This is a genomic window from Bacteroides sp. AM37-9, from assembly GCF_003603455.1.
Classification (GTDB): Bacteria; Bacteroidota; Bacteroidia; order Bacteroidales; family Bacteroidaceae; genus Bacteroides; species Bacteroides xylanisolvens.
Map to the genome: position 1 here is coordinate 76494 of NZ_QTNF01000020.1, position 15418 is coordinate 91911.

Genomic DNA, 15418 nt, shown 5'->3' on the forward strand with positions numbered 1-15418 from the left:
AAAGGTGGTATGACTTTCATTAAAGTCCTTTGGTAATTACAGGCAACCCAAATAAGCCCTTTTGCAAAGTCAGAATCTTCGGCCGACCTGTCTTTGTCTTATTATAAGTAGAAGGAGATACATGCAATGTTTCTACATTCCCATTTTCAAAAGCTACCTGCAAATAATATTCTTTACGAACGCCATCCGACACATAACGGTGTCTGCCGACCCTACGGGTTTTCTTATGTGTTTCTATATATTTTTTCTGTACCATGACTTTCTCTTCATGCGTGGAAGCAGAATCAGCGAACCAGTAATTCCCCCCAAGAAACAATACACAACTGATAGCACCGACACAAACCAAATGGCAACAACAATTAATTACTTTATTATCCATTGTTGTCAGCCAAATCCATCCTTTATAGAAAGGAATTGTTGCTATCACTATTATAAGTGCCACTCCAACAGGTATCCACCAGGCAGCCAATGTATCTTCGTATACTACACAGGCAACTCCACATGAAATAATAATCACGAGAATCATCAGGATACGAAGTGTATTAATAAATATAATTTTCATGATATTGTAATATATGTCTGCAAATATACAGAATTGGCCAAATAAATAAGACAACTCCACCATTAAATAATAAATGAATGAGATATTATCAAAAAAACTACAATCTAAATAATTATCAGACTGTAGTTTTATTAACTTATGCTTAAAGGCAAATTCTATCATCGGCATCCACAAAGTAGCCCTAAAAGTATTCCTATTCTTTTATAAAAGAAAGAGTTTGATTTATATGCCTGGAGGATGTTCCTAGAAAAATTGTATATTGTCCAGTATTTGTTTTCCAACTATGTGTCTGATCATCCCAAAAAGCTAAATCCTTGGAAGTTATTATAAACTCAAGGATTCGATTTTCCCCAGGTTTCAAGGATACTTTCTCAAATCTTTTTAGTTCTTTTTCGGGACGTAATACACTTGGCTGGTTCTCTTTGATATATAATTGTACCACCTCAGCTCCTTCACACTTACCTGTATTCGTAAGAGTAACAGAACATTTTATAGTCTGTTTATCATTCATCTTGTTAGATGATAATCGTGGTTTTGTCAAAGCAAATGTTGTATAGGATAGTCCATATCCAAAAGGATAAAGCGGTTCTATCTTCTTTGTATCATACCACCTATATCCAACTAATACATCTTCCTTATAATTAACATCATACACATTAATAAGATGCTCATTTTTAAGCTCATTATAGAGTGATGCCCCTTGTGGCAAATATCCCCATGCCGGTGAATCTTTAAATGACCTTTCTATAGTCATCGGTAATTTTCCTGATGGATTTACTTTTCCGATAATAATATCAGTAAGTGCTTCAAATCCAGATTGTCCTCCATACCAACCATAAATCAAAGCTGCTAATTGTTCGTTCCATGCTGACATATCAATCGCAGACCCAGTATTGATAATAGCAATAGTGTTAGGATTATTTTTAGTGATATAGCGCATAAATGATTCGTCTTCCCTAGGTAAAGCAAACGGACGTTCTACGGCTTCTTTATCCCGTGTACCCATACTCAATAAAACAACATCAGCCTCTTTTATCTCTGCCACAGTAGGCTTTTCAATATAATATACAGTTCGCCCAAAGACTTTCTGCAAAGCATCAATCAGACTTACATTATTATACCCTATCACTTCTGCCGCACCATAGCCACGAGGTATTTCATATACAAATTTACCGGTTAATAATATTTTTCTATTTTTTGTAGGATCAAGCGGTAAAATTTCATTCCTGTTTTTAAGTAATACCACACCTTCTTCTGCAACTCGCCTCGCAGTCTGTTCATGTTCAGGATATTTACTTAACAAAGTCGTGTCATACTTAGGCCTGCTATAAAATCCCATGGCAACACAAGTAGCCAAAGTGGGCCGTATCATATCGTCTAAATCCTTCTCTGTTATTTTCTTTTCATGATATAAATCCAATACTGATACTCCAAAATTATATGAACCCGGCATTTCCAGATTTTGACCTGATTTAATAACCTTTTCCAAATCCCACACAGAATTCCAGTCACTCATAACCAACCATTTAAATCCCAGCTTTTCTCTAAGAATCTTCTTTATTACATACGAACTTTGTCCTGCCCATTCGCCATCGATCTGATTATAAGAAGTCATTACAGACATAGCTCCTGCATCTATCCCAGCTTTAAAACCCGGCAAATAGATTTCATTCATAGCACGTTCTCCGATAATGGAATTACTCCGTTTACGATAAAATTCAGTATTATTCCCGTAGAAATGCTTTAAACATGCCGCTGTACCCGTACTTTGAAGTCCGGTCACATATTGACTGACCATTTGAGATACCAAATAGGGATCTTCTCCAAAATATTCAAAATTTCTGGCACATTGAGACTGTCGATAGATATTTAATCCGGGACCTAACAAAACCTCAATTCCTCCAGCTCTACATTCTTCTCCAATAGCTTTAGCATATTGGTAAGATAACTCCGGTGAAAATGTTGAGGCTAGCAAAATGGGAGAAGGAAAAGCTGTTGAACGTTCCAGTTGCTTTACAACGTTAGGATCAGGCAAATTATTCCGGATATTAACCCCTTGTGTCGCATCCGACAAATAAACAGGAAGTATTCCTTTTTCTTCAAAACCTTTGATAAAAAACTTATTATAGCCCCTAACCATGAGCGCTTTTTCCTCAATTGTCAGCTTCTTTAATAATTCATCCGCCTTCTTGTATGCTTCACTTGTCTCCATTACCTGTTGTGCATATAAACCAATGCAATTTACAAGCATGAAAATCAATAGAAAAAGTTTTTTCATATTCTGATATTAATTGAATGTGGAACTTCTCTTTTACTGATTAAAAGAGAAGTTCCACAATTAGTTTTTAGTTATTGTATAAATCTTGTATTTCTTCTTCTGACAATATTCTGTTATACAAAATAAAATCATCCAGATAACCATTCAAGAAGTTCTCAGGTGCAAATTCTCCATTAGTAAATCGATAGTTACAACCAATATAGTATGGCCAATTATCTACCACCTTGTCAACAACCCCTTTCTTTTCAATAACTTTCTGCCCATCTATATACAAATAACTATCTCTTTTTCCATCCACTTTCTTATAAATACATACATAGTGATGCCACTCACCGTCATCCATTCGTTTACCTTCATATTCAGCCCAGTTTCCTGCTTTTCCCTTGTATTCTACACAGAAAACAACAGTTTTACCACTGGTATCAAGTCTAAACCAACTTTGTCTGGGCACAGGATCGGTATAAGTAGCACCAGGTCCCACACCTTGATGAAAGACTGCATTCTTAGCTGTCATATTTGAAACCTTCACCCAAAATGCAACTGTAAATTCACTATCCGTATAATGATTCTTCAATCCTTCTTCAGGAATAGACAAAATTGAATAATTTTGCTTGTCGCCTTGGAAGTGTGCTGCAAATCGACATTCAGCACTTTCTCCGGAAAAGCGCGCCTGAGAATTATATACACTGGAACCAGCTCCTGCCGTAAGTTCCTCAGGATTCAATTGATTTGGACCTGCATCTTTATTATCACCATCGAATGGCAAATACAATACTAACTTTTCTGCAGAAACAACATATACATAACCTTCTTTCTCTTTCGTAGAGCTATTTACTGAGTTTTTAGCTTTCAACGTCACTTTGTATTTTCCTGGATTATTATATTGCACTACAGGATTTTGTTCTACAGAACTGGCTGGAGTACCTCCTTCAAATGTCCATTCCCATTCTTCAACCGTTCCTAATGTCTTATCCAAGAAGTTAATATATCCCCCGGCATAAGTATTCCGGCATTGTGCACCAAAATCAGCGGCAATCGCATTTTTATCAATAACAGTAATATAATCCTCTCTTACTTTGTCCGAAGACGCTTTGGGATTCTTAGCTGTCAATTTAATAGTATAGATTCCCGGAGAAAGTGTCATTTGTGGATTTTGTTCTGTTGAAGTGATAACTGCTCCACCTTCTTTAGGTGTGAAACTCCATAACCACTCATTCGGATAGCCTTTGGACAAATCTTTAAAAGAAATAACATCTTCATTTGTAGCAGTAGTTTTATCTGCAGAGAAGTCAACAGTTATCTGCGACGGATAGTTAACAGTAATATATTGTTCCTTCACCATTTCGTTTGCTTCTTCTCCGCGTCCGACAGACAAGGTAACCGAATAAACTCCAGGCTTATTATATACAACATTAGGACTAAATAAGATTGAGGTTTCTGGTTCTCCACCTTCGAACCGCCAATTCCATTTAGAAGGTTCACCAGTAGATATGTCTTTGAAAGTAATACTTTCTCCGATTGTGACTTCCTGAAGATCTGATTCGAAAGCAGCTTGCAAGGACTGCAAATCATCTTCAGAACAAGCCAATAACAATATCACAACAATACACTGTAATAAATATATAGTTTTTCTTTTCATATCAGTAATGTATTAAATTCATTGTATTGATTTTATGCTAACAACTTTAAATGCCAGCCCATCCGTATATCGTTTTTCTCCTCCCTCATAGATAATAGCAATCTGTGAATCAGAGAGCTCAACTATATCAGAGTAACCAGAGTTACCTTCATAAACTGTATATTGTCCCTTCCAGTTTTTCCCATTATCCGTACTTTTTTTGATAGTCATATTAATACGTTCCGTAGCGGAAGCAGCATTCGAAAGAAAAACAGCTCCTCCTATTGATAATATACTACCCTGACACTTACAGTCTATTTGATCAATGCTAATTTGAGGTGAAGACCAAGTAAGTCCTCCATCTATGCTAGTACAACTTTTCCGATAAAAGCCTTCATCTGCTCTCATATTCAACATTAACGTTCCCTCTCCTATCTCGGCTACAGAACATTCTCCAACACCACCGACAGGAGTAGGTTCTCCTGGTTTCCATGTTTTTCCGTAATCATCAGAATAAATGATATGAGAATAACTCGTGACCTTTCCACTCTCCCGAGTTGTAAAATAGTTTGGAGCAACTAATCTTCCTTTATGTATTCCCTTTTGAATCTGAATACCATGGCACGGACCGGTAGCATACCAATCCCATTTTTCTTTTTTTACAGAAGAAGTTATTTCAACTGGTTGCGCCCAAGTAATGCCGTCATCATCAGAATATGTATAGTACGGACGTCGGCTGTCTTCTCCGGTACCATTGGTTATTGCCCCCCATTTATCAGTCTGGAAATTCCAAGTCATAAGCAGATGTATTCTACCTCTGTCGTCAACAATAGGCACGGGATTTCCACAAGTGTTTTGTCCATCATTCCATATCGTAATCTGTTTACTCCATGTTTTTCCATTATCCGACGAACGTTTGACTACAAGATCTATATCTCCGCTATCTCCATTACTTCGAGCTTTTCTAGCTTCAGCAAAAGCTAATAAAGTATTGCTTTTACTTTTAACAATAGCAGGTATTCGATAGAGTTCAAAACCATCCGTCCCTTGATTATAAATATAGTTGAATTCGGACGAAGGCACTTCTTCTTCCGGTGGAACAGGAGTTGGGTTTCCTTGTGTCTCATCATCTTTTTGACAAGCCTGTGTAAACATACTTGTAAAAAGAAATACGCATGTAATAATCTTATAGGTTTTCATATCCTTGAGTTTGTTTTAAATTAGGATTGATATTTATATCGCTCAATGGGATTGCAAGATATAATGGAATGATAATATTATCATCGACTTTTTTCTTTAAGTTCGGGACCTCCTGATAAACATCAATCGTTCCACCATAATGAAATCTAAGAAGATCGGGCCATCTTTTTCTCTCAAGATATAACTCTCTTGCACGCTCGTTCAGAATTTCTTTCTCCACTGCTATTTTATTGGTACTTCCATTATAAGTTCCAATCTTGGCACGGTCTCTGACTCTATTCAGTTCAATAATAGCCTGTGGTGTTTGATTTAACGCCGCATAAGCTTCTGCTTTAAATAAATACATCTCTGCAAGCCGATATATAACTATATCTGAGTCATAGGTGCGATCTCCTTCTGTTTTTGTTCCCTTCATCTTATTATCAAAAGTCCCTATTTCATTTCCGTCCGCATCCTTTGCAGTGATATAAGAGTCTTTGGTTCTGATATCTGCCGGATTTGCATTAAAAAGACCTATCAAAAACGGACTTGGTGCATAAGTGCTGCGAGCTCCTCCTTTAGCATAAGGAATTTCATCCTTATTGACCGCCTTTTCTACAAAAACATCTCTTGGTTTCAGACTCTGACTATACTGAGCTTCCTTTTCATAAATTTCGAAATGGATAGTCCATATCACTTCTTTCCCATATTTAGTTCCATAAATATCTGCAAAGTTATCTTCCAGTGAAAGTCCTTTACTTGCCAAATCCGCATAAGTTATGACATCTTTCAAATCTTGTTCCGATCCATTCATCACTTTTGCTTTCCATAGCAAAATATCGGCTTTCAATGCATAGCATGCCGGCTTCGATGCCCTTCCTTTTCCATTTGCATAACTTTCTTCCGGAAAAAGATCAATTGCCGTATTTACATCACTTAGAGCACGTGCCAAAACTTCCTCCGCGGGTTCTCTTGCTAACTTAGGCTTATTTGAACTTTCTGTCGGTTCCAGTTCCAAAGGGGCATCCCCCCATATCCGGGCAATACAGAAATACATATACCCTCTGATACAATACGCCTCTGCCAATAATCTGTTTTTATCAGCCTCTACACCAAAATCTATTCCGGGAGTATACTTCAGTAACATATTACAATGTTGTATTACAGAGTAATAGCTTGACCAGCTATAACCATTTTGCGATGTGAGGTTTTGCGCCCATAAATTAGAAGGGCCACCTTCCAGCCCTGTTGTAAAGGCATCTCCTCTGTCTTCAAAATGAAGAGTAGAATTCGATGTATCGCGCAATTTGGTATAAATACCGATCATATAACTTTCTACATCGCCTTTTGTATTCCAGTATCCATCTCCGGTAATGCTTGAAACAGTATCTACATCCAGTAAGTTACACGAATGTAACAAGAATAAAGAAATGCCTAATAGTATTGATTTAAATTGTTTCATAATTATGAGTCTTATTTAATTAGAAATTAATTTTTACTCCCATGTTATATTGTCTGGGTCTCGGATAAATACCATAGTCAACACCAGTATATATTTCAGGGAACATGCCATCATATTTTTTTATATAACCAATATTATACGCTCCTGCAAAAACTTCCACAGCACTGAGTCTCATCTTTCTAATCCAAGATAATGGCAACATATAACTTAAAGACACTTCCCTGAATGCCAGGTAATCTCCCTTGCTAAAATACAAGCTATTATTAGTACTACCACTTGCAGAGCTTCCGATCTGATTATCCCATCTCATATGATTTCTATATTGATAATCATAGTCACTCTGAACAGTATATTTAGGATATTTGCTTCCATCATTCGCACTCTGCCAAGAATTGGTCATTGCCTCTTTGATGGCATTATTATTATTACGTGAGCTACCCATTATCTGTCCTTTGAAGCCATTGTCTATTACATGCCCCATAGCCCAGTCCATAACGATTCGCACGGTTAGTCCTTTGTATTTCAATGTATTAATAATTCCTCCGACTTTATCGGGACGAACATATCCCATGAAAATCATGTCTTTAGAGTCCAATTATCCATCATTATTTACATCTTCAAATATTGCATCTCCCGCATGTTTCTTTCTTCCTTGTGCGTTCGGGTCATTAGGTGCCTTGGCCGCTTCTTCTTCAGTCTGATATGTTCCCAAGTAATGAAAAGCCCATCTTCCGCCAAATCTCTCACCTTCGGCAATACCACCCACTTTTTTTGTCCCTCCAGTTGCAGGATCATAAACAAAGTTTCCTCCTACACGATGCTTTTCTTCTCCATTATCCGGTAAGTCTACTACCACTCCTTTGTTATAAGCAAATGTCAACCCTAAATCCCATGAGAAATCTTTAGTTTGAATAGGAGTAGCATTCAACTCAATCTCTACTCCGGAGTTTCTTACAGATCCATAGTTACTCTTAATGGAACTAAATCCGGTAGAACTCCATAAAGGTTCATCATACAATCTGTCAAATGTCAGTTTGTTGTAATAGTCGATTAACAGTCCTAATCTATTATTGAAAAAGCCCAAATCAACCCCGATGTCATAGGATTCTGTTGTTTCCCAGCGCAACTGCGAATTTTTCAATGTTGTATTTAATATACCGACAGAGCCCTGATAGTTGGTATCTGTAATCTTATATTCTCCTCTCGAATTAGCCACACTCAAATTGTTGTTACCTGTGCGCCCCCAACTAGCACGCCATTTCCAACGACTAACGATAGCTTCCAATGGTTTATAGAAGTTTTCCCGATGCATATTCCACCCAGCAGATACTCCCGGGAAAAATCCCCATTTATTATCTTCCGCAAATCGCGAAGAACCATCGGCACGCATACTGATGGAGAAAAGATATTTGCCATTATAATCATAATTTACACGTCCGAAATAACTCAAAGTGGCTTCCATTGTTTTAGTCGAACTTGCCCGCTGAGTACTATCTGCCGTTGCATTTAATGTCGGAATTAAATCTATGGAAGAACCACTGCCACTTGCAGAAAGCCTATAACTATAATCATGAGTATAGCTGGCACCTGCTACGACTCCAATATTATGATCTTTCACTTTCTTATCATACGAAAGCACTAAATCTCCCTGCAAATGCCTGTCAAAATTATGTTTGGCAGAAGCCGGACGAATTGTATTTCCGGTTGTTTCATTATCTGCCTGAAAATAATTTTCTATACCTTCCGTACCGAAATAATAGGCTGTAGGCTTTAATATCAAGCCAGGCAGAATATTCCAAATTGCACCTAATTGGAAAGTTGTCCTATATACATTGGTATCATCATAGTTAGTCTTATAATAAATTTCATGCAATCTGCTTCTGAAAGAAGAAATTCCTTCACCCGGAGCCGGAGTTCCATCTTCATAATACAAGCGGTAAGTTGGTGGAGTCAATATGCTTCGTGATATGGTATTAACTGTATTTCCACCTCCTACAGCATCTCTCACCTGCAAACTAGCTTTAGTAGACAGACTCCATGCTTCACTCAATTTATAGTTTCCATTAAACAAAACGCTGTAATTCTTATAATTCGTACCTCGAAGAATACCATCCTGATTCAAATATCTTAATCCTACATAATAGTTAATAACTTCCGTCCCTCCACTAATGCTCAAATCTATTTCATGCTTCTGCCCAGTTGTAAAGGTGGCTTTCTGAAAGTCATTATCCTGAAAAATAAGTTGTTTACCTGTAACAGGATCTGCCATTGTCTGCCATCCTTCGTTTTCCAACAAGTTACTGACGTAACCTTGACCATACTTTTGAAGATAAACATCCAAAAACTCAAGCGTATTCTTTGAATTTCTAGGATTTCCGGTTGACATACCAAATGAACCGCTCAAAAATTTAGCCTGATCTTCTTTTCCATTATAAGTTAAGTCTGCCTGATTAAATTTGGCAATATTCGAACGAGATAATGTTATATAATCCCGTGCATTCAATAATGGGATTCGCTGAGGTTGTTGTTCCACTCCGTATGTGTATCGCAGACTCACAACAGGTTTCCCTTTCTGACCGGATTTAGTCTTGACAAGAATAATACCATTGGCTGCTCTGGAACCATAGATAGCGGTAGAAGCAGCATCTTTCAAGACCTCTATAGATTCTATATCTGCCGGATTCATATCTGATATATTTCTAAAACCTTGTGATATTATACCATCAATAATTATTAAAGGCGTATCACTTTCCGGCGAAGTTGAACTTCCTCCACGAATAAATAATTGAGGATCAGCTCCAGGCTGCCCACTAGAAATCTGTAAAGACAGACCAGGCACTTTTCCTTGTAACTGTAATAATGGATTCTGTCCGGGTGCCTTCTGGAATTCTTCCTTATTTATCTTAGAAATAGAATTGGTTATTAATGCCCTTGATTGTTTTCCATAGCCTATAGCTACAACTTCATCAAGCAATACAGAACTCTCTTTCAAAACAATGACAATATTTCTACGCCCTTTGACTGCAATTTCTTTTGTTTCCATTCCTACAAAAGAAACAATAAGAGTAGCGTCAGGAGAAACCATTATTGAGAATTCACCGGACGCATTGGTAATGGTACCTTTATCTACTCCTTTTACAGAAATTGAAACTCCGGGCAATTCTACCCCAGTTTGATCCTGTACTATACCAGAAACTTTAATTTCTTTAGAACTGATATCATCTGCTTGAATATTTAGGGAAATAAATAAAAAAGCAAATAACACCGATAATATTTTATTCGTATGCTTTATTGAGTTTTTCATAAAATATAAAATTAAAATTTGAAAATTAATCTTTCATATCAATTGTTTTAGGTCGCAGACAAGTGACCAGAATAACCAGCATAGCCAGTACCAATATAGCAAGCAGTGCAAAATCACGTCCCAGGTGTCCGGCATCCATTGATTCGCCTAAAAGGCTAGTAATAGCAGCTCCGGCAAATACACCACACATATTCATAATACCATAAGCGGTTGCCCTGTAACGTGCAGATACAAACTGACAAAGAATAGGCATATTATTTGCATCAAACATACCAAAACCTATTCCGAATAACACCGCTCCCATGACCAATGCAAAAATAGAATGACCATATCCGATAAACAGCAGGGAAGGTATGATAAGCCCCAAACCCAACGCACCGGTATAAACTCTTCCACGTACATTTTTTAATACCCATCGATCCGAGATGTATCCACCTGCCAATACTCCGAAGAGTGAAGATAAGGCTATAGAAATGGTAGACATAGGACCTGCTACTGAAATATCAATAGACAAGCTATCAGAAAAAAGAGTTGGTAACCAATTCTTTGCCGCCCATCCCGGAGTACCCGGCACACAGAAATAAAATAAGATAACCCAGAAGAAGACATTAGAGAATAACATTCCCAAGCTCTTCAATACCGGAATCTTTTTCATCTTCTGATTCTCCGAGACATTTCCTCTCTCTTTATCACGTAGGAAAAATGCCAGAATAATACCATAACCTACACCTATAATGCCAAACCAATGAAACGTGGTATGCCAGGAATAGATTGCTGCAAAAGTAGCTCCGAACCCACCGATAGCCTGTCCTACATATAATCCCGTCATATGTATTCCCACAGCCAGCGAACGAGTTTTATCTTTGTGAAAATCGGCAATCAGAGACAAAGCAGCAGGTAAATACAGTGCTTCACTAACTCCCATAATCCCACGCAACCAATAGAGTTGATTGAAAGTGGTGGCATAGCCCATCAGATAAGTAACTCCCGACCATACACACAGACTACCTACAATCAACCATTTACGGTTCACACGGTCACCGATGATACCCGACAAAGGACTCATCAGTCCGTATACCCACAGAAAGACAGCCATCAGACGACCAAAATTGGCAGCCGATTCCAATTCCCGGACATCCTCCATCATCGGAATTCGCATAGTGGAAAGCATTTGCCTGTCCATATAATTCAGCAAGGCAACACCCCACAATAGTCCGACTACTACCCAGGGATATATATTTGAAGTTTTATTATTCATGCCTGTTTACTTTAAAATCTCCGTTAAATCGATTTTTATAAAAGCTAAATCCGACTGACTGCTCTCATATAATATGCCTATTGAATTTTCATCTATGGACGTAATGCAGGAATATCCGGCACTGCGATATTGGTCAAAAAGAATCCAATGTTCCTCCGGCCAGGTCATTCCATCATCAAAACTCACTTTCAAAGTCAGTTTATCCCTTTTCCCGTAATCATTCGGATTTACAAAGAGAAGCATGCTTTTCTTTTTTCCTTCTTCTATATATTCATGTCGGTGCAGGCTTGCCATACAAGTAGGTTCCACCAGTGCCTTTCTTGAAGTAGGATGTTCCTTCCAACTCGCTCCCAAATCGGTAGTCGTACAAATTCTCCGACCGTTCACCTCTTTATGTCCTCTGTTCCGGTTGTCACGCATGTTCAACATCAGGGCGCCATCATTCAATTGTACGACACTACATTCCGTTACATTCTGATACGCAAAGTTGCTGGTTATCCACGTCTTTCCGTGATCTTTACTATACGTAATATTTGAGAAAGGAAGTCCTTTTTCATCACGTCCCTGTGTGGGAAATACCAACGTGCCATCCTTCAACGTAATCCCTTGTCCCGGTGCCGGTGCAAACAGCCACCATTCAGGGTGTTTCGTCTTTGCAGTTATATTATCCGGAAAACTCCAGCTAAGACCGTCATCCGTACTTTTTGCTATCATAAACTGGCAGGTTTCTTTTAGTCCTGTTCCGGGCTGGGAGCCTTTTCCTTTCCACTGGTGTGTCCAGACCGTGCTACTTTCATCCAATCCTTCTATCCACTTGCCATCTTTATCCAGCAGGCCATGCATCCACAATCCGGCTACATAAATGTCACCTGTATTTTTATCGACTAGAATACAAGCATCGCTCACTCCATTGTATTTCTGCGGTAAGCTGCCCCACTCTCCCATATCTAACACAGTCTGAACAGGTTGCCAAGTCAATCCCTTATCCGTACTCCGATGAAGAGCAATGTCTATATTTCCTTGCAAATCACGAGAATAGTCATAACGGGCATCAAAAATGGCTAACAAAGTTCCTTGATTGCTGGTAGCCAATCCCGGAATACGTGACGAAACACACCCATCCTGTCCTTTCTGCCGTACCGCTACTCCTACCCGCAAAGGTTTACTTCCTTTTTCCGAGATTTTCAGATTGCCTTTAGTCGTTTTAATCCGGTTACAGTTAAGCTGAATACGGTGATCCAATGAAACCGTATCTTTCAACGTCACGGCTACCCAAAAAGACAAAGAATCCTGATTTACCTGCACTTTATCAGTAAATGATATTTTACGTGCAGCGGGAAGTGCTTTATATAGCAAACGGGATGTATCTATCAGTCCATTTTCTTGTGTACCATATATAGCAACAGAAACAACATCTGCCACATCCGTACTCCCTAATAAATCTAAATCTATTTGCTGAATGGCGTAAGGTTGATTGTCTGCCCTGATTAGAGTAACCTTTAATACAGGACTTGCCGGTTTCTTCACCAACACAGGAATTACCGGTCGTTCCAGCACCCATTTTATTTCTTTACCCAAAGACGTGGCTGGCAATACCAATAATAAAATCATTGAAAATATAATTAATATTTCCCTTCTTACTTTCATAGTATTTTTATTTTAGGTAATTTTGAACGCATTTAACTAGATTTGAGGGGAATGACAGAAAGTAAAATAGCTAAACCCCAGCAATATACTTTTACTGTCATCTCCTCTTTTTATATCTAAAAATCGAAGAAATTTATTGCATCCAAATCACCTTTTAATTTGTCATACTCCTCAATTGAAAAAGGTTTAATCGGTAAACGACAACTGCCACAATCAATGCCTATTAATTTCATGATAGCTTTACCTCCACGTACGCCTCCACCATATTTAATGATAACTTCCACTGTACGTATAGATTTCATTTGCCAGGCACGTGCTGTTTCCACATCATTTTGCTTCATTGATTCAAAAATGGCATGGTAAACATTCGGAATATAATTATATGTACTTCCTACGCCTGCCACAGCTCCCATTGATAAACCTGCAATCAAAATCTCGTCAAAGCCATGCAGAACTTCAAACTTATGCTGCTCCAAATCGATGCAAGCCCCCATCTCCATCAGGTTATTATGAGTAAATTTAGTACCTACCAAGTTTGGTATTTTCTTCTTACCCTCTACCAAAAATCTATCTACCGGCAAATTAACCCCTGTGATCGACGGCATATTATAGTAATAGAAAGGCAGTCCACTGGCAGACCTGCAAACCGGAGCAAAAAAATCGATCAACTCATCTACCGTTCCCGGCTTGAAAAAAGACGGAGCTATTGAAGCAATGGCATCGGCTCCTGCTTTTTCCGCATGACATGCCAGTTCCATAGCACTCCGCTGACAGTTTGAACCTACATGGGCAATCACTTTGAACCGCTTACCAGCCGAAGCAACCCATTTTTCAAGAATTAATTTACGTTCATCAATCGTCAGCGAAGAGAATTCACCGGTCGTACCGCACACAAACACCCCTTTAATAGGAGTTGATGCGATCCAATCAGCATATTTTTCAATAACAGATAAATTTACATCCCCATTTTCATCCATTGGGGTGAAGGTGGCCGCAACCATCCCTTCCAGTCTTTCATAATTGTTCATAATGCATTTAATTAGATTTGATATTTCATTTTATTTCTAGAAACTTCCTTTTAGAATAAATGGCGTCCGTATTCCCGGCTGTACCTCACCACTTACGATGAATACCTGATTTCCGACAGAAACAACATTCGTAGTAACCGGAATGCGATAAGGACATTCGAGCGAATCTACCAGAGAATTCGTACTTGTACTGACTACTCGTAACTTACGGCTGAATCCCGGATGCTCGGAAGATGTAGGAAGAATCTCTTCCACTCCCCCAAATAGCAGAATCTTATCCTCCCCGTATGGTATACCAGTCCCCGCCATTACAGGAAAAGAACCGGTCATTTTACTCCATTTTCCAACGCCTGGCTCAAATACGTACCCCTCCGTATGTTCTACCATCGCCTCATCCGGAGCATAACTTCTTCCGCTGAAAAGATAAAATCGTTCCCCTTGAGCCACACCTACTGCATAGGAAAGAGAAGGACCATTCCAATCCGGCATTTCTTGCCATCCTCTTTCTTTATGCATCAAATCAAGCATGTAAAAATGATGAGTCGACTGTTCATTTACCATAGTCTCTTGCCCCCCAGCAATATAAATACAGTTATCACCCATTGCTCCCGTTGCATTCGCCAACGGAACCGGCAAAGATGGATAACTGACAGAGTCTATCACAAATGAATCTTCTTCTTTCTTTATCAGGAAAACGTTATCACTACACTGCGTACGATCACACCCTCCAATACACAACAATCCTTCCGGCAGACTTATTGAAACTCCATAAGCAAGCGGGCGATCGAGAAAATCATCATAAACAGTCCATTTTCCCGTTTGTAAATCATAGCTATATAAAGTAGACCACCAAGTTTTCGTTCCTCCTTCCCAAGGATACTTGTCAGGAAAGTTAGCTCCGCCCAGCACAAGCAACTTTCCTTCCACTATCCCGGAATATGCACCTGCTAATCCGACGTTCTCCGGCATGCCGGCGCATCCTGGAAGCAGCAATGAGTTTTCCCATTGCACCTCTATCCTCTTTTCCTTTTTTCTCAAACAAGATGTATTCATAAACAATATTATTAAGGATAAACATAAAA

11 protein-coding genes are annotated in these 15418 nt (G+C 38.7%); all 11 read right to left on the bottom strand.

What is annotated here, in order from left to right:
* Nucleotides 1–19 precede the first annotated feature (19 nt).
* The 11 genes from DW862_RS14930 to DW862_RS14975 all read right to left on the bottom strand — a co-directional run bounded on the left by DW862_RS14930 (nucleotide 20) and on the right by DW862_RS14975 (nucleotide 15389).
* Nucleotides 20–562 (bottom strand): hypothetical protein, encoded by a 543-nt coding sequence (locus tag DW862_RS14930; RefSeq protein ID WP_120069088.1) that lies wholly within the window; start codon nucleotides 560–562, stop codon nucleotides 20–22.
* A 193-nt stretch (nucleotides 563–755) separates the two neighbouring features.
* A complete protein-coding gene (locus DW862_RS14935) occupies nucleotides 756–2840 on the bottom strand; it encodes a glycoside hydrolase family 3 C-terminal domain-containing protein (RefSeq protein ID WP_004314817.1) in 2085 nt (694 codons plus the stop codon).
* A gap of 67 nt (nucleotides 2841–2907) precedes the next feature.
* Entirely contained in the window at nucleotides 2908–4479 is a 1572-nt protein-coding gene (locus DW862_RS14940) for a PKD domain-containing protein (protein WP_004314818.1), read from the bottom strand.
* Between the two features lie 18 nt (nucleotides 4480–4497).
* The gene (locus tag DW862_RS14945; protein WP_004314819.1) at nucleotides 4498–5658 is read right to left on the bottom strand and encodes an exo-alpha-sialidase; all 1161 of its coding nucleotides are present in this window, start codon (nucleotides 5656–5658) and stop codon (nucleotides 4498–4500) included.
* A complete protein-coding gene (locus tag DW862_RS14950; RefSeq protein WP_004314820.1) occupies nucleotides 5645–7099 on the bottom strand; it encodes a RagB/SusD family nutrient uptake outer membrane protein in 1455 nt (484 codons plus the stop codon). The genes DW862_RS14945 and DW862_RS14950 overlap by 14 nt, the downstream gene beginning before the upstream one ends.
* Nucleotides 7100–7118: 19 nt before the next feature.
* A complete protein-coding gene (locus DW862_RS26370) occupies nucleotides 7119–7670 on the bottom strand; it encodes a hypothetical protein (protein WP_243636496.1) in 552 nt (183 codons plus the stop codon).
* 24 nt (nucleotides 7671–7694) lie between these two features.
* Nucleotides 7695–10403, bottom strand: a complete 2709-nt coding sequence (locus DW862_RS14955; RefSeq protein ID WP_243636497.1) for a SusC/RagA family TonB-linked outer membrane protein — start codon at nucleotides 10401–10403, stop codon at nucleotides 7695–7697.
* Nucleotides 10404–10428: 25 nt separating this feature from the next.
* Entirely contained in the window at nucleotides 10429–11661 is a 1233-nt protein-coding gene (locus DW862_RS14960; protein ID WP_008025676.1) for an MFS transporter, read from the bottom strand.
* 6 nt (nucleotides 11662–11667) lie between these two features.
* Nucleotides 11668–13308 (bottom strand): sialidase family protein, encoded by a 1641-nt coding sequence (locus DW862_RS14965; protein WP_120069046.1) that lies wholly within the window; start codon nucleotides 13306–13308, stop codon nucleotides 11668–11670.
* Between the two features lie 116 nt (nucleotides 13309–13424).
* Nucleotides 13425–14336 (bottom strand): dihydrodipicolinate synthase family protein, encoded by a 912-nt coding sequence (locus DW862_RS14970; protein WP_087318320.1) that lies wholly within the window; start codon nucleotides 14334–14336, stop codon nucleotides 13425–13427.
* Between the two features lie 36 nt (nucleotides 14337–14372).
* Nucleotides 14373–15389, bottom strand: coding sequence for a hypothetical protein (locus tag DW862_RS14975; RefSeq protein WP_120069050.1), 1017 nt, complete (start codon nucleotides 15387–15389; stop codon nucleotides 14373–14375).
* Nucleotides 15390–15418 lie beyond the last annotated feature (29 nt).